Raw genomic sequence first — 21,034 nt, forward strand, 5'->3', positions numbered from 1 at the left:
GGCAGATGCCTGCACAGCGACTCGACAGCTAGTGAGAGGGGGACGGGCCCGATCGGCCCGCCCCCTTTTTCGATTGAGGAGGAACGATGATCCGCGCGGTTCTCTTTGATATGGACGGGGTGCTCGTCGACACGGAATGGTTCTACAACCGTCGGCGCGTGGCATACCTCGAGACGAAGGGATTTACATTCGACGAGATCCCCGACCTGTCGGGATCGAACGAGAAGGCCATCTGGGAGTATTTCGTGCCCGACGACCCGGTGCGGCGCGAGGAGCTTCGCCTGGGGTATTCCGCCTACCAGAAGGACCATCCCGTGCCCTACGAGGAGCTTTTGAACCGCGACGCCGCCCCGGTGATGCGCGCGCTGCACGAGCGGGGCGTGAAGCTCGCCATCGCGAGCTCGTCGTACCGCGAGCTTATCGACGAGCTTGTGGACATCGCGGGCTTGGGCGACGTGCTCGACTTCACGATCAGCGGGCACGAATGCTCGGCGTTCAAGCCCGACCCGGAGATCTACGTGCGTGCGATGGAGGCGCTCGGCGTCGCGCCGGAGGAATCGCTGGTCATCGAGGACTCGCCGCTCGGTATCGAGGCGGGGCGCCGGGCGGGCGCGCGGGTGCTTGCGCTGCGGCCGCACGAGGGCGTGGTGCTCGATCAATCCGGTGCTGACCGAATAATCGGTTCGTTGACGGAGATTCTGGATGAGACCGAGGGGGCCCGGCTTTCGGAATACCGGTAACAGGGTATGATTAAAAATGCAATACACAGTTTTGTTCGATAGGATAGGACAACCGCGTTGGCTGAACGAGTGACCCCGCTATACCAGCAGATCTTCGGGGAGATTAAAGCCGAGATCGACCGTGGCGACTACGCGCCGAAGGAGAAGATTCCGTCGGAGCCCGAGCTGTCGCAGAAATACGGCGTGAGCCGCATCACGGTCCGGCGCGCCATCGAGGAACTGTGTGCCGCGGGCTATCTCGTGAAACATCAAGGGCGCGGGACGTTCGTGAGCACGCCGCACATCAACCGGCACCTGCTGCAGACGGGTGTCGCGCAGAGCTTCACCCGGGTATGCGCCGAGGGCGGTATGCGCGCAGGCGCGCACGTGATCGACCGGCAGATCGTGCCGGCGCGCCCCGACGAGGCGGAGTTCTTCAGGCTCGACGCCGACGCGCTGCTGCTCTATATCCAGCGCGTGCGCACGGCCGACGGCCAGCCGATTTTCGAGGAGAACGTGTTTTTGCCCTACGAGGGCTACCAGGAGCTGCTGACGCGCTCGCTCGAGGACGTTTCGCTGTTCGAAACGATCACCGAGGTGGGCGGTAAGCGTCCGGTCCAGACGTCGTTTCGCACCGTGGAGGCCGTGCGCGCCACCTCCGAGCAGGCGAGCCGCCTGGCGATCACGACGAACGACCCGCTGCTGTTTTTGAACGTCGGGTTTGCCGATGAGCACGGCGATCCGGTGTGCTTCGGCCGCCAGTACTACGTGGGCAGCCGCTACCGGTTCGTGCTGTAGGCACCTTTTCTGGCGCGATCGATCGCTTTTGTTTGCGACATGGGGGACGTGCCGGGCAGGCGCCTGGTCGGGCGGCTGCCCGGCGGCGCTGCGCTGCCATGTATTTGCGGTATTGGGTTAGCAGCCGGGTGGGGCAGGCTCCCCACCCGGCTGACGAAGCGCGAAAGCCCTGATGGGAAAGCGCATCGCTGGCAGCTTTGATGCGCGATGCCGCAGCAGCCGCCTAATACTGGAAATGGGGAGCAGAGGTCGGTCGGGCAGCCTCCTCGGCGTGTTGGCCGTCCGGGGCGCGCGGGTCCGAACGGCGGGTTTTAACGCCCGTCGTCCTGCAGCAGTGCGCCGCGTTGGCGCATGGCCGAGGAGCGCGGCGACAGCTTGTCCGGGTCGGGCACGGCGGTGGGGACCGGCTCGTCCACGTGCCCGTGCCACCAGCCGCCGATGAAGTTGTCGGTATGGAAGATATTCACCACGACGTCGGGATCGATCGTGCGCATGAGGCGGATAACGTCTTCCGCCTCATAGGTCGAGACGACGGCGTGCAGCAGGTACATCTTTTCGCGGCTGTAGCCGCCGATGATCTCGGCGCAGCTGATGCCGTGCTGGAAACTCTGGACGTAGGCGGTCATGATCTCGTCGGCATGGCGCGTCGTGACCTGCAGCGTCACGCGCTCGTAGCGGTGGTAGAAGCTGTCGATCGACTTGGTCGAGATGAACTGGAACACGATGGCGTAGGCGGCGTTGTCCCAGCCGAACATGGCGCCGAAGATCACGAGGATCGCGCAGTTGCCGGCGAACACGAATCCCCAGATGGTCTTGCCGGTCCGGTTCGACACCAATAGCGCGATGAAGTCGGTGCCGCCGGTGGACGCGCCCGCCTTGAGCGCGAGCGCGATGGAGATGCCCGACAGGAAGCCGCCGAAGATCACGAGCATGATCTTGTCGTCGAGCAGGGGCTCGAAGTGGAAGATCTGCAGGAAGAGCGACGAGAGGACGACCTGCAGCATCGAGAAGACGACGAAGCGGTGGCTGATGGTTTTCCAGCACAGAAGCGCCACCGGGATGTTGAGCGCGAGCATGCCGAGCGAGGTGTCGATGCGCACGCCTGCAAGCGACGTGATGCGGTCGACGAGCACGGCGATGCCCGTGAAGCCGCTGGGCAGCAGGTCGGCGGGGTTGACGAACGCCTGGATGACAAAGGTCTGCAGCAGCGCCGACGCCGTGACGGCGACGGCGGTGATGATGCGGCGCACGACGGTGAGCCGCGCGAGCTCGAGCGCGCGATCTGAAAGGGTTCCGGTGGGATCCACGGGGAGCCTCCTTGCCTGCAGGCGGGTGTTGCGCCGATTCTAGCATGGGGCGCATCCGCTTCGAGAGCGGCTGCTCGCAGCCGATGCGCACCTGATGGGATTGTACCCACCGGACAATCGGGGCCTGTTGGGACAAAGGCGTATAATCTGCCGCGATAACGGGGCCGACGGACAGCGCGGCCATGCATGTGGGATGGGGGCGAGCGATGGAGCAGGCGGATACGTTCGAGCGCACGATGGACGGCGCGCGCGAGGCGCTCTCGCGCTATTTCGGCTACGATTCGTTCCGACCGGGGCAGGAGCGCCTCGTGCAGGCGATCATCTCGGGCCGCGATGCGCTCGGCGTCATGCCCACCGGCGCGGGCAAGTCGATCTGCTACCAGGTGCCCGCGCTCATGCTGCCGGGCATCACCTTCGTGGTGAGCCCGCTCGTCTCGCTGATGGGCGACCAGGTTCGCGCGCTCAAGGCAGCCGGCGCCCGCCCGAGCTATCTCAACTCGTCGCTGACCCCCGCCCAGCAGAACACTGTGCTCAAGCGTGCGCGCGAGGGTTGGTACCAGATCATGTACGTGGCGCCCGAGCGCCTGCTCGAGCCGCGGTTTTTGAGCTTTGCGCAGGCAGCGGCGGCCGAGGGCGGCATCGGCGTGCCGCTCGTGGCGGTCGACGAGGCGCACTGCATCTCCCAGTGGGGCCAGGATTTCAGGCCCTCCTACCTCGATATCGCCGCCTTCATCGAGGCGCTGCCCTGCCGCCCCGTGGTCGCGGCCTTCACCGCGACGGCGACCGAGCGCGTGCGCGCCGATATCGTGCGCGCGCTGGGCCTGCGGCGGCCCGAGACCGTCGTGACCGGTTTCGACCGCGAGAACCTCTTTTTCAGTGTGGAGGAGATGGGTGATACGGCGAAGGCGGCCTGGATTCGCGATTACGCCCTCACGCATGCCGACGAGAGCGGCATCGTGTACTGCTCGACGCGCAAGGCGGTCGACGAACTCTACCTCAAGCTTGCACACGCGCTCGAGCCGGTGGGCATCCACGTGGCGCGCTACCACGCGGGCATGTCGCAGCCCGACCGCACCGAGAACCAGGTGGCCTTCATCAACGACGCGGCGCCCGTCATCGTCGCCACGAACGCGTTCGGCATGGGTATCGACAAGCCGAACGTGCGCTATGTCATCCACAACAACGTGCCCGAGAGCATCGAGGCCTACTACCAGGAGGCGGGGCGCGCCGGCCGCGACGGCGACCCGGCTGCGTGCTATCTGCTCTGGAACGGCAACGACTTCCGCCTGCGTCGCTATCTGATCGACCGCGAGTTCGAGGGGGCCGCGCGCGACCCCGAGGCGGCGGAGTTCGCCCGGCAGAACCGCTATCGGCTGCTCAACGCCATGGAGGGCTACTGCCAGACGACGGGCTGCCTGCGCGGCTACATCCTGCGCTATTTCGGCGACGAGGGCGCGCTCGGCGTGGAGCGCGTGCCCGGCGAGGACGCCGAGGGCGGATGCGGCCGGTGCTCAAACTGCACGACGCCCTACGAGACCGAGGACGTCACCGACATCGCGCGCGCGGCGGTGCTGTTCGTGCGCGATTCCGGCGGCCGGTTCGGCCGGGCACTCGTGGCCGAGGCGCTTCACGGCGCGAACAACGAGCGCATCCGGAACTACCATCTGGACGACGTGGCGGGTTACGGCTCGCTTTCCCACGAGCCGACCGGGCGCATCAAGGACGTGATCGGCCAGCTGATCGGCCGCGGGTACCTTGTCCAGTCGCAGGGGCAGTACCCGGTGGTGGGGCTCGGCCCGCATGCGGTCGAGGCGATTGCTGAGGCGCCCGACAGCCCGTTCGGGTTCACGATGAAGCGGCGGGCGTCGAAGGCGAGAGGCCGGGCGCGCGTCCAGCGAGCGGTCGATCTTCTGCGCGACGAGGCGGCGGGGATCGCACCGGCCCAGGCGGGCATGCCGACGACGCGCCGTCCGCATGTGGGCGACGATGCCGACCTGTTCGAGCGGCTGCGCGAGCTGCGTCGTGAGTTTGCGCTCGAGCGCCAGTGGGCGCCCTACATGATCTGCTCGGACAAGGCGCTGCGCGGCATGTGCCGTCAGCGGCCGGCGACGCGCGAGGAGCTGCTCGAGGTACCGGGCATCGGCGAGAAGAAGGTCGAGGACTTCGGCGACGCATTCATCGCCGAGATCGCCCGCTTCGAGGAGGAGCGCGCGCCGGAGGCGTGATGCCTCCTTCCGGTTGCGCTCGCTACGTCGCATCACGCTACAATGGATGGGCATCTGCCACCGTGCGAGGAGGGAAAGCCGTGCCCATCCGCATACCCGATGCCCTGCCTGCCACCGAGACGCTCAAGGGCGAAAACATCTTCGTGATGACCGAGTTCCGCGCCATCCACCAGGACATCCGTCCGCTGCATGTGCTGATCTTGAACCTCATGCCCACCAAGATCGCCACGGAGACGCAGATCATGCGCAAGCTCTCGAACACCCCGCTGCAGATCGAGGTCGAGCTGATGCGCACGAAGAGCCACGAGGCGACGCACGTGGCGGCAAGCCACCTCGAGACGTTCTACCGCACGTTCGACGAGGTGCGCGACCGGCACTACGACGGCCTGATCATCACCGGGGCTCCGGTCGAGCAGATGCCCTTCGAGCAGGTCGACTACTGGCCCGAGCTCTGCGACATCATGGCGTGGTCCACGACCCACGTGCACTCCACGTTGCACATCTGCTGGGGCGCGCAGGCGGGCCTGTACTTCCATTACGGCATCGATAAGCACGATTTGCCCAAGAAGGCGTCCGGCGTGTTCGAGCATAGGCTCGTGAAGCCGTCGAGCCCGCTGGTCCGCGGCCTGGACGACCGGTTCTTCGCCGTCCACTCGCGCAACACCGAGGTGCGCCGCGAGGACGTGGAGGCCGTGCCCGAGCTCGAGGTCATCGCGGTCTCCGACGAGGTGGGCCTCTATATCGTGAAGTCGACGGACAGCCGGCGCTTCTTCGTGTTCGGGCATCCCGAGTACGATGCGGACACGCTCAAGCTCGAGTATGAGCGCGACGTGAAGCGCGGTATCGACCCGGAGATCCCCGAGAACTACTTCCCGGATGACGACCCCGCCCGCGAGCCGCTCAACACCTGGCGCGCGCAGGCCCAGCTGCTCTACACCAACTGGCTGAACTACTACGTCTACCAGACCACGCCCTACGACATCCGCCAGGCTGGCGGCACGAAATAGGCGCGACGCGCCCGGTCGCGGCGCCCCGCGCCCCTACGCGCTGATGATGCGCGGCAGCGGGTGGTCGTGCGGCTCGGTGGGCACCCGGTCGACCTGCTGCGCGGCGAAGGCGACGCCGACGATCTCGCTTTCAGGGGATATCTGCGGCAGGTAGCGGTCGTAGTTGCCGCCCCCATACCCCAAGCGCTGACCGCGCGCGTCGAATGCCACGAGCGGCACGACGATAAGGCCGATATCTGCGGGGGCGACGACGGGGTAGCGCGCGTCGAGCGCGGCGGTAGGTTCAAGGGCCGCTACCGGATGGTTGATAAACGGCACCGTCTTGCTGCGATACTCCTGCTCGGAGACCGCGCGCATGCGCATGGCGTGACGGGCGCCTGACACCTGCATGCAGGGGAAGGCAACCCGGCAGCCGCAGTTAAAGGCGGCGAGAATGAACGTATCGAGGTCGACCTCCGAGCGCATCGCGGCATACACCGCGACGGTGTGACGCGCCGCCGAGGGAAGGTCCGCCAGAACCTGCATCAGCTGCGTGCAGATGCGCTGTGAGGCCGCTTGCCGGCAGGCGAACGGCAGCGCGTCGCGCGCCTGCAGCACGCGTGCGCGCATGGTCGCTTTGTCGTGCGCCGTCATCATCGGCCCCCATCCTCATGGAGTGCGTCGTAGAGCGGCCGGTAGGCGGCTACCAGGTCATCGAGGCGCATGCGGGCATTGGCGGCGCTCGTCGAGGGCAGGGCGATGTGCTCGATGCCGCGCTCGCGCAGCAGCGCGCCGTCGAAGCGGCGGCAGAGCTTGGCGGCCGTGCCGCCGGTGGTGAACACGCGCTTGATCGGCGCGGCGTCGAGGATGCGCGTGAGGTCGTTGGGTGCCGGGTCGGCGATGCTCGCATCCGAGGCGCCCTCGATGGAGCAGGATGCCAGCACATCCCAGAGCGCGATGCGCTCGCTCAACAGGAAGGCGATGCGGTCGTCGTTATCCTGCAGCGTGTGGTCGGCACGGCCGAACAGGCGCTCCATCACGCGCCAGAAGCGGTTCTGCGGATGTCCGTAGTAGAAGCCGACCTGCCGGGAGGCGGGGGAGGGCATGGTGCCCAGGACGAGCACGTGCGAGCGCCCGTCGAAGACCGGATCGATGGTGTGAATCACCCGCTGAGCTTCCATGTGCCTGCCTTTCTGTGCTTGCCTGCCGCCTGCCGTCGTCTCATTCTCTCACGCTCCGGCAACGGGCGTGCAACATGTTCGAAACGAAAAAACTGGTTCAGAGGGCGTCCCGCCTCGCCGCGCTCGCTCGTGCCGGCGTCTCTCTTTGCGCAGGTCACAGGCACATGCGTATCCGGAGCGCCGCGGTCGCGGTGTGCGCTCAGGGGGATTTCGGTCCAACAAGTATTCGGCATTCCGGTTGACCGATCTTTCGGCCATCGCTATGATGCAATCCAACCTACCCAGTAGGCAGATTTCAAGGATGCGATACGCGGAGAGGGGGAGCTTCCATGCAGACGGCGATTCGGGCTGCTATGAGCATGATGCCGATGCGAATGCCCAGCTCCCGGCCGCTACATGGGGGTAGGGTCCCGCTGCGCTGCGCATAGTCGTGCGACCGGGCGCATCGGGCTGGCCGCCCCGCGTCCGGGAGAACTGCACCCCGCCGCGCCGTGCGCCGGGGATGTGCTCGATGTGCGAGCGGTCGCTTCATGGCGTCGCGTTGCTCCGTATTTTCACTATTAGGTTTGCTGCAGCATGAGCCCGGCTTGTCGGTGGCTCATCGATGTGAAAAAGCCCAGGTGGCGCGCTTCGGACGGAGGCGTCTTTTAGCGGGGCGCCATATCGGGGACCTAATACCGGAAAGAGTGAGCACCTGATGTGCGCTGAGCCTCCTCGATACAAGGGCCATCCGCCGGCGACAGCTGAGCGCGCGCGTCGCATCGCTGCACATCACATCTTTTCATTTCGCGCTGTCGCGCCTCGCGGCGCGTTCGACGCCGTATTTGTTTCCATATCGATAGGAGTCACCATGTCCAGCTTCACCACCCGCACCAACGCCCCGTTTCGCGCCGACATCGTCGGCAGCTTCCTGCGGCCCGAGGCGCTCAAGCGCGCCCGCGCCGACTTCGAGGCGGGTACGATCGACGCCGCGGCGCTCTGCGTCGTCGAGGACGAGGCGATCCGCGACCTCGTCGCCAAGCAGACCGCGCACGGTCTCAAGGTCGTGACCGATGGCGAGTTCCGCCGCAGCTACTGGCATCTCGACTTCATGTGGGGGCTGCAGGGCATCGAGCGCGCAAGCGCACGCGAGGGCTACCAGTTCCACGATGAGGAGACCCGTGCAGATACCGCGGTCGTGTGCGGTCCGATCTCGGGCGAGAACCATCCGTTCGTCGAGCATTTCAAGTTCGTCGCGGCGCTCGCAGGCGCTGGGCAGGTGGCGCGCCAGACGATCCCGGCGCCCATCCAGACGTTCTCGGAGGTCACGCTCGGGCGCGTCGACGGCGGCATCGAGAGCCTGCGGGCGGTGTACGCCACCGACGAGGAGCTGGCGGATGCCCTGGCGGCGGCCTATCGTACGGTGCTGCTCGACCTGTACGATGCCGGCTGCCGCAACGTCCAGTTCGACGACTGCACCTGGGGCATCTACTGCGACCGCACCTTCATCGAGAAGGCGGGGCTGACCGAGGACGACCTCGCACGCACCGGACGTCTGGGCGTGGAGCTCAACAACGCGGCCATCGAAGGGCTTCCTGCCGACCTCGTCGTGACGACGCACGTGTGCCGCGGCAACTACCATTCCACCTACGCGTTCTCGGGCGGCTACGAGCCGGTGGCGCCCTATTTGTTCGCGCACGAGAACGTGAGCGCGTTCTACCTCGAGTTCGACACGCCGCGCGCCGGCGGGTTCGAGCCGCTTGCTCATGTGCATCCCGAGGCGTACGTGGTGCTGGGCCTTGTCACCTCGAAGGAGCCGGGGCTCGAGGACGAGGAGCTGCTGCGTCGCCGCATCGAGGAGGCGTCCCGCTTCGTGCCGCTCGACCGTCTGTGCCTCTCGCCGCAGTGCGGTTTCGCCTCGACGGAGGAGGGCAACAAGCTGACGGAGGACGAGCAGTGGGAAAAGATCGACCTCGTTCAGCGGGTGGCGGCTGAGGTCTGGGGGTAGCGGACCTGCCTGTCGCCGGGCGCCGGCAAACATATATATGAGAGCGGCGGCCGCCCCGGGAGCGCATCCCGGGGCGGCCGCCGCTTTGGCTTGTCGTGTGCGTCGTGCTAGCCCAGCAAATCCACCGGCTTCAGTCCGGCGTTGCTGCGCTCGATGACCTCGCGTCCGCCGAAGACGCACAGGGGCGCCTCCTCGGCGACGCGTCCGATGGTCTCGCCGAGCGCCCGCAGCTTCTCGGGCGTGGTGGCAAGCATCTCCTCGCGCAGCTGCTCGCGCCAATGGACGGGACGCTTCGTGAAGTACTCGATGTTCTGCCGGCGCGTGAGCGCATAGGGCTTCACAGGTGCATCGTGGCCGGCGACGCACGACACGATGAATCCCTCGAACGACTGCGGGTCGGGATCGAAGCCGGCAAGCCACGCGCCCGCCTCGGCGATGCGCTCGATGGAGGGGTCGATCGCCGGGTCGCGGTAGGTGTAGAAGGCGAGCTGGCGGTTGTTGGCGGCGCGGAACCCGCATCCGTAGGCACCGCCCTTCACGCGGATCTCGTTCCAGAGGAAGTCGAAGGAGAGCACCGTCGACGCGACGCTCCACGTGCCGTCCATGGAGATGCCCATGGCGCGCGGGTCGGCGGTCTTGGCGACGTAGCAGATGTCGCTCGGGATGATGAAGGCCTCGCGCTTGGGTTCGGGCATGGGCACGTAGAGCTCCTTGGCGGGTGCGGTCCGGGGCCCGAGTCCCATGGTGCCCGCGGCCGCCCAGAAGCGCTCGTAGTCCTCGGCGCTACCGGTGAAGCTCGCGACGGTTCCCGTGGAGGTGAAGATGCGCTGCTGCAGCTCACCGAGCTTCGCCACGAGCTCGTCTGCGCGCTCGTCGAAGTGCTCGAGCAGCTCGCGCAGGAAGCGGTAGAAGTCCACGCCCGAGAGGTTCTCGGACACCACGCCCGCCGGGGAGACGTAGGACCAGGAGCGCTTGAGTGCCGCCTGATGGCCGGCCGTGATGAAGTCCTGCTCCATGCCGATACGCATCTGGGTGAGCACGTCGCGGATGCGCTCGGTGTCGTCGAAGACGGTCTTGCCCCACACCTCGGCCGGAATGGATGCGAGCTCGTCGAGCTTCTCGGAGAGGGCGCCGGCCGCCACGGTGAGGACGGGGCGCGCGAGCTTCCAGTTGGGCTGGGCCATCACCTCGGGCGAGAAGGCAAGAAAACCGAGGTTCGAGGTGATGAGGCTATCGAGTTCCGCCGCACTGTGCTCGGTGGTGCCCAGCTGCTTCATGAGGCGGGCGAGGATGGACACGTAGGGCAGCTCGGTATAGCTCACGTGCGTGAGGTCGAAGTAGACCAGCAGGTAGGCGAGGCGGTGCGTCGGGATATCGTGGGCAAGGCACGGCAGCGGGGTCCGCGTGTCGAGGGTGAGCGGCGGCTCGGGGCGTGCCGGGCCGATGTCGGACACGTGCAGGCGCGGCAGGGTCGCTTTGGCCTCGGGCGCGTCCTCGGCCTCCTGGGCGGCGCGTAGGGCGGCCACCTCGGCGCGCACCGCGGCCAGGTCGTCATCGGACATGCGTGCGCGCAGACGGGCGAGCTCGATCGTCTCGGGGTCCTCGGAGGCGTTTTCCGCCTCGGGAATCAGCTCCACGAGGGCGCTGTGATGGCTGTCGAGCACAAGCTCGCGCAGCAGGTCCTCAAAGTACGTGCCGGAAAGCTCGCGGCGCAGTTCGGCGTAGACGGGCTCGTAGAAGAGGGCATCCGTTGCGGCATCGTCGTCGTAGAGCCAGGTGGAGAGCAAATCGCAGGCGATGGCCACGCCGTCGGCGATGCCGTAGTCGCGCTGGCGCAGCGCGTACTCCTCGCTCGAGATCACCGCTTCGAGCCGGTCGCGCGGGATGCCCTCCTCAACGAGATGGCGGCACTCGTCCTCGATTACCTGGCGCAGCGCCCGGGCGCTCTCGGGGGCTGCTCCCTGCAGGATGATGAGCTCATAGGGCTGAAGGCAGGCGGCCTCGGTGTAGCTCAGCACGTTGCCGCCGAGACCCGCGGCGAGGATGGCCTTCTTGACCGGTGCCTCGTTGGAGCCGAGCAGCGCGTCGAACAGGATGTCCGCGGCGAGCACCCGCTTGCGGTCTGCCGCGGTGCCGATGACGTAGGCCATGCCCACCTGTGCGTTCTCGGGCGTCGTCGCCATGCGCACGCTCTCGTACTCGCAGCGCACGGGCGCCTGCAGGCGCAGGGGGTTCGGCGCGCCCGGGCGCTCCACGAACGTGCCGGCGGCTCGCTTGGCCGCGTCGGCCTCGGCGCGGGCGGCATCGGAGAGGTAGCGCTCGTCCAGAAAGCCGAGCACGCGGTCGGCGTCGAGGTCGCCGTACAGCACGATGTAGCTGTTCGCCAGGTTGTAGTGGCGCGCATGGGTGTCGAGGAAGTGCTCGTAGGTGAGCGTGGGGATGGCGCGGGGGTTGCCGCCCGACTCGAACGCGTAGGCGGTGTCGGGGAACAGCGCGCGCATGACGGCGTTGTTCAAGACGTCGCTCGGATCGGAGAGGGCACCTTTCATCTCGTTGAAGACGACGCCGTTGTAATGGAGCGTCGCCGCCTCGTCGTCGTCGACCTCGAGGTGCCAGCCCTCCTGCTCGAAGATGGCCTTCTTGCGGTAGATGGCGGGGTTCAGCACGGCGTCCATGTAGACGTCCATGAGGTTCAAAAGATCCTGCCCGTTGGTCGTGGCTACGGGGTAGACCGTCTTGTCAGGATAGGTCATGGCGTTCAGAAACGTCTGCATGGAGCTCTTGATGAGGTCGACGAACGGCTCCTTCAACGGGAAGCGCGCCGAGCCGCAGAGCACCGAGTGCTCGAGGATGTGGAACACGCCGGTGTCGTCGGCCGGGGGCGTCTTGAAGCCGATGGAGAAGGCCTTGTTCTCGTCCTCGCAGGCGAGGTAGAGCAGGCGGGCGCCGGATGCGGTGTGGCGCATCACGTAGGCGTCGGCGTCGAGCTCGGCGACCGCATCGGTGCGCTCGAGGACAAAGCCGTGCAGCTGAGGCTGGGCGGAGATGAGCGCGCGTGCGCGCGAGCGGGCGGAGGACGCGGCCGCGGGTGCGGGGGAGGCCCCGGTGGGTTCGGACATAGGTGACTCCTTGCGATGGATCAGACGGCGCGCAGGCGCCTGTGGCGTACAACTCTGTATCTTACCCGCATGGCCGCCGTCTCGATATGAGTTGTGGCGGCCGGCGCTTGTGTTCAGTTTATCGAGGCGCAGTGGTCCTCCCGGTTCGCGCAAGGCTGTTTGCCGAGGGGACGCTACAGCGGGCCGCAGTGGTGCGCACACCGCTGCCGAATTATGCCGAATGTGCCTATCGAGCTGCGAACTTCTTCGATAAGGTAGACGGGTCGGGACGCTGTCCGGCGGAAAGGTCGACGCGAAGGGGGAGTGTATGGCGGAGGAGCGCACGGTGCAGAGGGAAAGCACGGTACCCACCGGTGCGGACGCCGCCTCGCGTGCCACCCGCCGCGCATGGCGCGAGCGCCTGAACAGCCAGGCGTCGCGGCGCATGATCATCGGCGTGCTCTGCGCCCTGTTCGGCGGATCGTTCTGGGGCTTTTCCGGCACCGCCGCGAGCGCGCTGTTCGACGTCTACCACGTTGACACCATGTGGCTCATGTCCACGCGCCAGCTGCTTGCCGGCGGCCTGTTCATGATCATCATTCTGCTGTTCGACCGCAAGCGCTTCATCAAGCTGTGGACCACCCCGTCGCACCGGCGCCAACAGCTCGTCTTCACGTTCTGCGGCCTGCTCGCCAACCAGTTCTTCTACCTGAACTCCGTCCGCCTCACGAACGCGGGCACGGCCACGGTGCTGCAGTGCCTGCAGCTCGTGTTCATCATGGCCTACACCTGCGTGAGCGCTCGCCGCCGCCCGCGCAAGCGCGAGATCGCGGGCCTGCTGCTCGCCCTTGCCGGCACGCTGCTCATCTCCACGGGCGGCGACCTCACCCGCCTGTCCATCCCGCCGCTGGGGCTTGCCATGGGCCTGCTCACCGCGCTCGGCGCCGCGCTCATCACGATTCTGCCCGTCAAGATCCTGCCCGTGTACGGCTCCACGATCGTTACCGGGTCGGCGATGTTTCTCTCGGGCATCGTGACCTCGCTGTTCGTGCAGCCGTGGCGCAACATCCCGCCGCTCGATCTGGGCGGTGTCGAGATGCTCGCCGTCTTCGTGCTCATCGGGTCGTTTTTGGCGTATCTGCTCTACATGCAGGGCGTGAAGAACATCGGCAGCATGCGCGCCGGCCTCATCGGCACGACCGAGCCGGTCTCCGCAACGGTGACGAGCGCCCTCATGCTCGGCACCGCCTTCTCGGGCACCGACATCGTGGGCTTCGTGCTCATCATCGCCATGATGTTCCTGACGGTGTAGCGCGCCGGCGCCCCGCCGAGTGCGCGCCGCGCCGCCCGCTCCCGTTTCGACCGCGTTTCGCGGCGGTTTCGCCTTCTTGACGGGCGGCCGTGCGCCGGATGGTGCCCGGCCGCCCGCCGTATCCTCAGCTCGCATGACGTCGAGTAGAGGGGGATAGTATGCACGCGACCGCCTGCACCTGCACAAACGATATCGATTCGCCACGGCGACGCGAGGATGCGGCCGCCGGGGGCGCGCACGAGGTGCCGCCTGCGGGCCCGCACGAGAAGACGTGCGCCGAGGTGCTTGTCGAATGCCTGGTCGCCGAGGGGGTCGATACCGTGTTCGGCATCCCGGGCGAGGAGAACCTCGACTTCATGTTTGCCCTCAAGAAGAGCGGCATCCGCGTGATCGTGACCCGCCATGAGCAGGGGGCGGCCTTCATGGCCGACGCCTACGGACGGCTGACCGGCAAGCCGGGCGTGTGCTTTGCGACGCTCGGACCTGGCGCCACGAACCTCGTGACCGGGGTCGCCGACGCGTTTTTGGACGGCGCGCCGCTCGTGGCCATCACCGGTCAGGTCTCCAGCGAGCTCATGCAGTTCACGAGCCACCAGTATCTGGACCTCTCCGCCATGTTCAGCCCCATCACCAAGCGCAGCAAGATCGTCATGCGTCCCGACACGGTGGCCGAGGTCTGCCGGCTGGCGTTCAAGTACGCCGAGGCCGAGAAGCCGGGTGCCACCCATATCGACCTGCCGAAGAACGTGGCGCACATGCCCAGCCCCTCGCGCCCCATGCGCCGCCAGCAGGAACCCGAGACCTTTGCGAGCCCCGCGTCGGTGGCTATGGCGGCCCGTCTCATCTCCGAGGCGCGCTCCCCGCTGATCTTGGCGGGCGCGTCGGCGGTGCGCGCGATGGCCTCGCAGGCCATCACGTTCATGGCGGAGCGCTTGCGCATCCCCGTGGCGCAGACCATGATGGGAAAGGGGCTGGTGAGCGCCGATTGCCCCTATCGGCTGGGCGTGGTGGGCATTCCGCAGCGCGATATCATCATCGACGCCTTCGATCGCGCCGACCTGGTTATCGGCATCGGCTACGACCTGATCGAGTGCGTGCCGACCAAGTGGAACACGCATCCCATGAAGATCGTGAACATCGACGTCACGCCCGCCGACGTCAACCAGTTCTATGACCCCGATGTCGAGGTCATAGGCGACATCACCGACAGCATCTACCAGATCATGCGCGCAGCGCACCGCACGACGGTGCCGCATGAGATGCTCTCGATCGGCGAGCGGCTCCGCCGGGAGTTCGACGACATGGCGGCAAGCGACGCCTATCCCGTGAAGCCGGCGCGCATCGTGCGCGACATCCGGCGGGTTCTGGGCCACTCGGACATCCTCGTGTCGGACGTGGGCGCGCACAAGATCTGGATCGGGCGCGACTACCCCTGCTTCGAGCCGAAGACGTGTCTGATCTCCAACGGGTTCGCCTCCATGGGCTTTGCGGTGCCGGCCGCCTTCACGGCGAAGCTCCTGCATCCCGAGCGCCGCGTGCTCGCGGTGTGCGGCGACGGCGGCTTCATGATGAACAGCCAGGAGCTCGAGACCGCGGTGCGCGAGCACGTGCCGTTCGTGACGCTTATCTGGGAGGACGAGCACTACGGGCTCATCCGCTGGAAGGAAGAGGAGCAGTTCGGCGACACGTACGGCGTGTCGTTCACCAACCCCGACTTCAAGGCGTACGCCGAGGCGATGGGGTGCCGCGGGTTTCGCGTCGAGAGCACCGAGGCGCTCATCCCGACGCTCGAGGAGGCGTTCGCCTGCGGCGAGCCCGCGGTCGTGACCGTGCCGGTCGACTATTCCGAGAACATGGCGCTGACCGAGCGCCTGCGCGCCCATGCCGGCCGGTAGGGCATCCGGCGGGGGCTGAGCTGCATGATGGTTCGCCCCGCTCGCACCGCCCCGGCGCGGCGCGTGCGCAGGTCGTCGTGGTAGCTGGTAAAACATAAAGCCCGGTGCCCGGTCGGAAGCGGTGCGAACCGCCATTTCCGCCCAGGCTCCGGGCTTTATGTTTCGGGATGCTCCCGGGCATCTTCCGAGCGTGTGTTGGATGCTTACGCGCGATCGTCCAGGTAGCGGGAGAGGAAGGCGCGCGTGCGGTCGTGCACGGGGTGGCTGAACAGCTGGCGCGGGGAGCCTTCCTCCAAGATCACGCCGTCATCCATGAAGATGGCGCGATCCGAAACGCCCTTCGCGAAGGCCATCTCGTGCGTGACGACCACCATGGTCATGCCGCTTTGCGCGAGGTCGTGCATGACGTTCAGCAACGCCCCGCCTGGCCGCATAGGCCCGTCCAAGAAAATGTCCGGGCCCCCTTTCGGGTCCAAGGCGTTCAGGCAAAACGGACAGCGAATTGCGCCCCCAGGGAGGACTTCAGGGTGTATCGGTCAAGAACGGTGCCGCACCGCTGACGGGCTAAATCGCTGCCGGGACCGCACATTCCGTGTCGAGTGCGGTACGGGGTGTTGCGGGCGGTGGGCGCACGCTACAATGATGCCGCTGGCGTAGTCCAGTTTATCGACGATATGATGCATCCCGCGCGCACGCGGGCGATGCGCACGAACAGGTCGGAAGGGAACGACTATGAAATACTTCGGCACCGACGGCTTTCGCGGTGAGGCCAACCTCGGTCTGACTGTCGACCACGCCTTCAAGATCGGCCGCTATGTCGGCTGGTATTACGGAGCGCGCCAGGAGCGCAAGGCGCGCATCGTGGTCGGCAAGGACACGCGCCGCTCGAGCTACATGTTCGAGTCCGCGCTCGTGGCGGGCCTCGTGGCGTCAGGTGCCGATGCGTACCTGCTGCACGTCATCCCCACGCCCGGCGTGGCCTACGAGACGGTCGACGGGCGCTTCGACTGCGGCATCATGATCTCCGCCTCCCACAACCCCTACACCGACAACGGCATCAAGCTCGTGAACGGCGAGGGCTATAAGATGGACGAGGACGTCCTCGAGCTCATCGAGTCCTATATCGACGGCGAGTGCGAGGTGCCGCTCGCCACCGGCGACGCCATCGGCGCGACGGTCGACTACATGCAGGGGCGCAACCGCTACATCGCCCACCTGATCGCGAGCGCGAACTTCTCGCTGCAGGGCGTGAAGATCGGCCTGGACTGCGCGAACGGCTCCGCCTCCTCGGTGGCCAAGCCCGTCTTCGACGCCCTGGGCGCCGACGTGCGCGTGATCAACAACGCGCCGGACGGCTTCAACATCAACGTCGACTGCGGCTCCACCCATATCGACCGCCTGCGCCGTCACGTCGTCGAGCAGGGGCTCGACGTGGGTTTCGCCTACGACGGCGACGCCGACCGCTGCCTTGCGGTCGACGAGCGCGGCAACGTGGTCGACGGCGATCTCATCCTCTACGTGTGCGGCGTGTACCTGAACAAGCATGGGCGTCTGACCGGCGGCACCGTCGTGCCCACCGTCATGAGCAACTACGGCCTGTTCAAGGCCTTCGACGAGGCGCACCTCTCCTACGAGACGACCGCCGTGGGCGACAAGAACGTCTACGCCTGCATGCGCGCGAACGGCTACAGCCTGGGCGGCGAGCAGTCCGGCCACATCATCTTCGGCGACATCGAGTGCACGGGCGATGGCATCATGACGAGCCTGCGCGTGATGGAGGTGCTGCGCGCCGAGCGCGAGACGCTCTCGCAGCTGTGCGCGCCGGTGAAGCTCTATCCGCAGCTGCTCACGAACGTGCGCGTGAGCGACAAGGACGCCGCCATGAACGACGAGGCCGTGCTCGCATCGGTGAAGCAGGCCGAGGAGTTCCTGGGCGACCGCGGCCGCGTGCTCGTGCGCGCGAGCGGTACCGAGCCGCTGGTGCGCGTGCTCGCCGAGGCGCCGACGAGCGACCTGTGCCGCGAGGCGAGCGCCTTCACGCTGAATGCCCTCGAGCCCTTCCGGGTGGAGTAGGCGCGATCCGATATTCAACGACCGTCAACAGGCTGCGGGCGCACCCGGATGATCCGGATGCGCCCGCAGCGCGTTTGCATATGTCGCCGTGCGCTTCCGGCCTGTCCCCGGAAGGCCGCTTTCCTAGTGCACAGGCGGTACGGGCGGCACGTTGCCGGCCTCGTTCGCCTCGCCGGCGGCGATCATCTGCTCGAACATGCTCGCGGAGGCGCGGAAGTCGGTCGGCAGCACCACGGTGGAGCTCTTGCCGCTCTTGGCGAACTCGTTCATCATCTCGGTCCACTGCGTGAACATGAACAGCAGGTTCGCCTCGTCGTTGCCCACGCCGGTCTCTTGGATGATCTCCAGCGAGTCCTTGATGCCGAGCGCGATGGCCTTGCGCTGGTTGGCGATACCCTCGCCGGCCTGCTCCATCGCTTCCGCCTCGGCCTTCGCCTCGGTGACGCGGCGGATGCGGTCGGCCTCGGCCAGATCTTGCGCGGCGGCCTTCGTGCGCTGGGCGGCGTTGATCTGGTTCATGGAGTTCTCGACCTCAGCGGGCAGCGCGATCTTGGTGATGAGGGTCGAGACGAGCGTGAAGCCGTAGGCGGCCATCTGCTCGGAGACGGTGGCGTTCACGTCCTTGGCGATGTCGTCCTTTTTGGCGAACACCTCGTCGAGCGTGTAGACCGGAATCGAGCTGCGCAGGGCGTCGGTGATGAAGTCGCGCATCTGCGCCACGGGCTGCTGGAGCATGTAGTAGCTCTTGTACACGCCGGACTCCTGCGGGGCGTTGCCGAGCTCGTAGCTCACGTGGTACTGCGCGGACACCTCGAGGCCGATGGTGACGTTGTCTTCGGTCTTCACGTCGATATCGAAGCCGTTTTTCATCGTGCGCAGGCTGACGGTCGCGGCCTTGCGGTCGATGAAGGGGATCTTGGCGTGGAAGCCGGCGCCGACGATGCGGTTAAACTTGCCGAGCCGCTCGATGATGACGGCGTGCTGCTGCTTGACCACGAAGAACAGATTGCCGGCCACGATGCTCACGACGAGCAGGATGAGGACGATGAGCACGATCGTGAAGAGGAACATGACGCATCCTTAGAACGAAGGGACGTGATGCCAACAGGTGCAGGGTACTCACATACTAGCAGGAATGCATAAGGGGAGGGCCGCCGAGCAGCTCGGCGGCCCTCCTGAGAGGTACGGTGTGCAACTACTGGCCGGGGATGCGGTGGTCACAACAGCGCGCACCAGGTGCCCCGGCCGTGAAAACCTCGGATGCTGCTGCCCTAGAGCGCGTAGAGCGCGCCGAACTTCTTGGCGAGGTAGTCACAGTAGTACGTCGCGTTAAACGGCGCGCCGCAGGCGAGCTCGATGAGCTCGGGCGCGTCCTTGCTGCGACCCCAGCGCCAGATCTTGCGCTCGAGCCAGTCGCGCACGGGTGTCAGGTCGCCCGCCGCGCACGCCGCGCCCAGATCGACGCCGTCGGCCACCATGGCGCTCACGTACTGCGCGCCGTAGGCGCTGCCCAAAGCGTAGGTGGGGAAGTAGCCGAAGTCGCCGCCCGACCAGTGCGTATCCTGCAGGCAGCCGTGGGCGTCGTCGGGCACCTCGATGCCCAGGTAGCTCTTCGTGAGATCCGCCCAGAGCCCCGGGATGTCCGCCGCGGTCGCCTCTCCTGAGAACAAAAGCCGCTCGATCTCGTAGCGGATCATGATGTGCAGGGGATAGGTGAGCTCGTCGGCCTCGATGCGGATGAGCGAGGGCTGGGCGATGTTGACTGCGCGGTAGAGGTCGTCTTCGGACACGCTGCCGAACACGGCGGGTACGCGGCGGCGCAGCACCTCGAGCAGGGGTCCCATGAACGGGCGGCTGCGGCCGATGATGTTCTCGAAGAAGCGCGACTGACTCTCGTGGATGCCCATCGACGTTCCGCCGGCCAGGCACGTATAGCTGTAGGCGGGGTCGACGCCCAGCTCGTAGGCGGCATGCCCCGCCTCGTGGATGACGGAGTAGACGTTCGAGATGAGGTTGTCCTCGTAGATATGGGTGGCGATGCGCGCGTCACCCGCGGCGAAGCCCTCCGAGAACGGATGCTCGGTAAAGGCGAGGGCCGTGTCGGCGCGGTCGATGCCCATAAGGTCGATGAGGTCGAACGAGATCTGCTCTTGCAGCGCTGCGGGCACGCGGGCGGCGAAAAAGCTCGCGTTGGGCTGGCGGCCGTGCTCGACGATGGCGTGCACGAGCGGCACGACCGTGGCGCGCACCTGGTTGCAAAACGCGTCGAACGCCTTGGAGGTGAGGCCGCGCTCGTACTGGTCGAGCAGCACGTCATAGGGGTCCTTCGAGCTGTCGAGATAGCCGGCGTGACGCTTGGCGGTCTCGACGATACGGTCGACGTACGGCTCGAACGACGCCCAGTCGTTCGCGAGCTTCGCCTTGTGCCACACGGCGTCCGCCTCGCAGGTGAGGCGCGTCCAGGCCTCTTCCTCCTTGGTGGGGATGGCGCTGGCTTCGCGCTGGTCGCGCGCGAGCACGCGGACCTCGTCGGCGAGCTGGCCGGTGACGTTGCCGCGCGCCACAGCCTTCGCAAGGTCGTGGACGAGCGCGCGCGAGCTGTCGCTCGTGAGCAGCGCATGGTGGGCGCCGGACAGCGCCGCGAGGGCTTCGCCGCGCGCGGCGGCGCCGTGCTCGGGCGCAATGGTGGCGCCGTCGAACTGCGTGACCTTCATCAGGTACTCGTAGTTCCACAGCTTGCGCTCGAGCTTCCTGAACTTCTTGCCCAGTTTCTTCACGTCGTGCTTGCCCTTGCTGTTGCCCATGGCGGTCTCCTCCCAAAAGCGTCGCTTCGCCTTCCAGTGTAGCCGGTTTGGGTGCGTGCGGCGGGCACGCGCGTCCGGTCGGTGGCGCCCTGTTCCTATCGGGGATGCCGAGGGGCGCCCATTCGGGGCGTTCGTGTTCTGTCTCAGCTTCTGCTGCGGTCGGTTGTAGCTCGCCGGCTACAACGTATATCCGCTTTTAGGCTCCGGGATGTGGCCGCGCAGCGGGAACGCCGGAGTCGGCCAGTGCCCAACTGGGCCTTTCGCATCGAATCTTCGAGGCGAGGCGGGGACCGTCCGGTGGCGAACCTAATACCGGAAATAGATAGCAGCGCGACCTTGACGTGCAACCAATCGGGGTGGGAGGCCCCGTACGGGGCTTCGATCGGTACGCCTCAGAGATTCGAAGGGTGTCTGCGCTTTCATGCGGGCACCCGTTTTCGCCCTGCGAGCGGGGCGGCCTTGTGCTATCCTTGCCCCCAACGCGATGACGGAGAGGGTTGCGCCCGCCGCGTTCCGCATAAGAGAGGGAAGGTCACCGGCTGCAAGCCTTCCTTGCGAGGACAAGGGCGCAGCGTTCACTCCCGAGCAGCGACCTGAACGGACGTGCCGCAGCGCACCGTCTGAGTAGGGAAGCCGCCCGCCCGGGCGA

At 66.6% G+C, this 21,034-nt stretch carries 14 protein-coding genes and 1 pseudogene; 8 read left to right on the forward strand and 7 right to left on the reverse strand.

Annotated features, from left to right (window positions below):
• Positions 1 to 86: 86 nt before the first annotated feature.
• Together H6A21_RS06840 and H6A21_RS06845 are read left to right on the forward strand one after the other, a co-directional pair.
• Positions 87 to 740 (forward strand): HAD family hydrolase, encoded by a 654-nt coding sequence (locus tag H6A21_RS06840; RefSeq protein ID WP_204561746.1) that lies wholly within the window; start codon positions 87 to 89, stop codon positions 738 to 740.
• Between the two features lie 57 nt (positions 741 to 797).
• Positions 798 to 1,517, forward strand: coding sequence for a GntR family transcriptional regulator (locus H6A21_RS06845; RefSeq protein ID WP_204561748.1), 720 nt, complete (start codon positions 798 to 800; stop codon positions 1,515 to 1,517).
• A gap of 311 nt (positions 1,518 to 1,828) precedes the next feature.
• Here the strand turns inward: H6A21_RS06845 and H6A21_RS06850 are convergent, their stop codons facing one another.
• Positions 1,829 to 2,824, reverse strand: a complete 996-nt coding sequence (locus H6A21_RS06850) for a YitT family protein (RefSeq protein WP_204561751.1) — start codon at positions 2,822 to 2,824, stop codon at positions 1,829 to 1,831.
• A gap of 206 nt (positions 2,825 to 3,030) precedes the next feature.
• Between H6A21_RS06850 and H6A21_RS06855 the strand changes: the two genes are divergently transcribed.
• Both H6A21_RS06855 and metA read left to right on the forward strand, forming a co-directional pair.
• Positions 3,031 to 5,049, forward strand: a complete 2,019-nt coding sequence (locus H6A21_RS06855; protein ID WP_204561754.1) for a RecQ family ATP-dependent DNA helicase — start codon at positions 3,031 to 3,033, stop codon at positions 5,047 to 5,049.
• An 80-nt stretch (positions 5,050 to 5,129) separates the two neighbouring features.
• Complete coding sequence (metA, locus tag H6A21_RS06860) at positions 5,130 to 6,056, forward strand: homoserine O-acetyltransferase MetA (protein ID WP_204561756.1); 927 nt, start codon at positions 5,130 to 5,132, stop codon at positions 6,054 to 6,056.
• A 33-nt stretch (positions 6,057 to 6,089) separates the two neighbouring features.
• On the opposite strand, the gene H6A21_RS06865 is transcribed toward metA, so the two are convergent.
• Positions 6,090 to 6,692, reverse strand: a complete 603-nt coding sequence (locus H6A21_RS06865; RefSeq protein ID WP_204561759.1) for a 5-formyltetrahydrofolate cyclo-ligase — start codon at positions 6,690 to 6,692, stop codon at positions 6,090 to 6,092.
• Positions 6,689 to 7,216: a DNA-deoxyinosine glycosylase gene (locus H6A21_RS06870; RefSeq protein WP_204561762.1), complete on the reverse strand. Its 528-nt coding sequence runs from the start codon at positions 7,214 to 7,216 to the stop codon at positions 6,689 to 6,691. The genes H6A21_RS06865 and H6A21_RS06870 overlap by 4 nt, the downstream gene beginning before the upstream one ends.
• A gap of 850 nt (positions 7,217 to 8,066) precedes the next feature.
• On the opposite strand from H6A21_RS06870, the gene H6A21_RS06875 reads away from it, so the two are divergent.
• On the forward strand, positions 8,067 to 9,203 hold the full coding sequence (locus H6A21_RS06875) for a 5-methyltetrahydropteroyltriglutamate--homocysteine S-methyltransferase (protein WP_204561765.1): 1,137 nt from the start codon (positions 8,067 to 8,069) through the stop codon (positions 9,201 to 9,203).
• Positions 9,204 to 9,310: 107 nt separating this feature from the next.
• Here H6A21_RS06875 and H6A21_RS06880 read toward each other — a convergent pair whose 3' ends face one another.
• Entirely contained in the window at positions 9,311 to 12,322 is a 3,012-nt protein-coding gene (locus tag H6A21_RS06880; RefSeq protein WP_204561768.1) for an insulinase family protein, read from the reverse strand.
• A gap of 307 nt (positions 12,323 to 12,629) precedes the next feature.
• Here H6A21_RS06880 and H6A21_RS06885 point away from each other — a divergent pair, with 307 nt between their 5' ends.
• The gene (locus H6A21_RS06885) at positions 12,630 to 13,613 is read left to right on the forward strand and encodes a DMT family transporter (RefSeq protein ID WP_204561770.1); all 984 of its coding nucleotides are present in this window, start codon (positions 12,630 to 12,632) and stop codon (positions 13,611 to 13,613) included.
• Between the two features lie 158 nt (positions 13,614 to 13,771).
• Positions 13,772 to 15,508: an acetolactate synthase large subunit gene (locus H6A21_RS06890; RefSeq protein ID WP_204561773.1), complete on the forward strand. Its 1,737-nt coding sequence runs from the start codon at positions 13,772 to 13,774 to the stop codon at positions 15,506 to 15,508.
• Positions 15,509 to 15,711: 203 nt separating this feature from the next.
• Here the strand turns inward: H6A21_RS06890 and H6A21_RS06895 are convergent.
• Positions 15,712 to 15,930, reverse strand: a pseudogene (locus H6A21_RS06895) (amino acid ABC transporter ATP-binding protein); the annotation flags it as partial.
• A gap of 310 nt (positions 15,931 to 16,240) precedes the next feature.
• Between H6A21_RS06895 and glmM the strand changes: the two are divergent.
• Positions 16,241 to 17,581 (forward strand): phosphoglucosamine mutase, encoded by a 1,341-nt coding sequence (glmM, locus tag H6A21_RS06900; protein ID WP_204561789.1) that lies wholly within the window; start codon positions 16,241 to 16,243, stop codon positions 17,579 to 17,581.
• Positions 17,582 to 17,704: 123 nt separating this feature from the next.
• Here the strand turns inward: glmM and H6A21_RS06905 are convergent, their stop codons facing one another.
• Both H6A21_RS06905 and H6A21_RS06910 read right to left on the reverse strand, forming a co-directional pair.
• Positions 17,705 to 18,652, reverse strand: a complete 948-nt coding sequence (locus H6A21_RS06905) for an SPFH domain-containing protein (protein ID WP_204561792.1) — start codon at positions 18,650 to 18,652, stop codon at positions 17,705 to 17,707.
• Between the two features lie 200 nt (positions 18,653 to 18,852).
• Positions 18,853 to 20,385, reverse strand: coding sequence for a carboxypeptidase M32 (locus H6A21_RS06910; protein ID WP_204561794.1), 1,533 nt, complete (start codon positions 20,383 to 20,385; stop codon positions 18,853 to 18,855).
• Positions 20,386 to 21,034 lie beyond the last annotated feature (649 nt).

It is taken from the genome of Collinsella tanakaei (assembly GCF_016902615.1).
In the GTDB taxonomy this organism is placed as follows: Bacteria; Actinomycetota; Coriobacteriia; order Coriobacteriales; family Coriobacteriaceae; genus Collinsella; species Collinsella tanakaei_A.

Coding starts and splice junctions, on each gene's coding strand:
- H6A21_RS06840 (WP_204561746.1), top strand. CDS start 87: ATGATCCGCGCGGTTCTCTTTGATATGGACGGGGTGCTCGTCGACACG.
- H6A21_RS06855 (WP_204561754.1), top strand. CDS start 3,031: ATGGAGCAGGCGGATACGTTCGAGCGCACGATGGACGGCGCGCGCGAG.
- H6A21_RS06865 (WP_204561759.1), bottom strand. CDS start 6,692: ATGATGACGGCGCACGACAAAGCGACCATGCGCGCACGCGTGCTGCAG.
- H6A21_RS06870 (WP_204561762.1), bottom strand. CDS start 7,216: ATGGAAGCTCAGCGGGTGATTCACACCATCGATCCGGTCTTCGACGGG.
- H6A21_RS06875 (WP_204561765.1), top strand. CDS start 8,067: ATGTCCAGCTTCACCACCCGCACCAACGCCCCGTTTCGCGCCGACATC.
- H6A21_RS06880 (WP_204561768.1), bottom strand. CDS start 12,322: ATGTCCGAACCCACCGGGGCCTCCCCCGCACCCGCGGCCGCGTCCTCC.
- H6A21_RS06885 (WP_204561770.1), top strand. CDS start 12,630: ATGGCGGAGGAGCGCACGGTGCAGAGGGAAAGCACGGTACCCACCGGT.
- H6A21_RS06890 (WP_204561773.1), top strand. CDS start 13,772: ATGCACGCGACCGCCTGCACCTGCACAAACGATATCGATTCGCCACGG.
- glmM (WP_204561789.1), top strand. CDS start 16,241: ATGAAATACTTCGGCACCGACGGCTTTCGCGGTGAGGCCAACCTCGGT.
- H6A21_RS06905 (WP_204561792.1), bottom strand. CDS start 18,652: ATGTTCCTCTTCACGATCGTGCTCATCGTCCTCATCCTGCTCGTCGTG.
- H6A21_RS06910 (WP_204561794.1), bottom strand. CDS start 20,385: ATGGGCAACAGCAAGGGCAAGCACGACGTGAAGAAACTGGGCAAGAAG.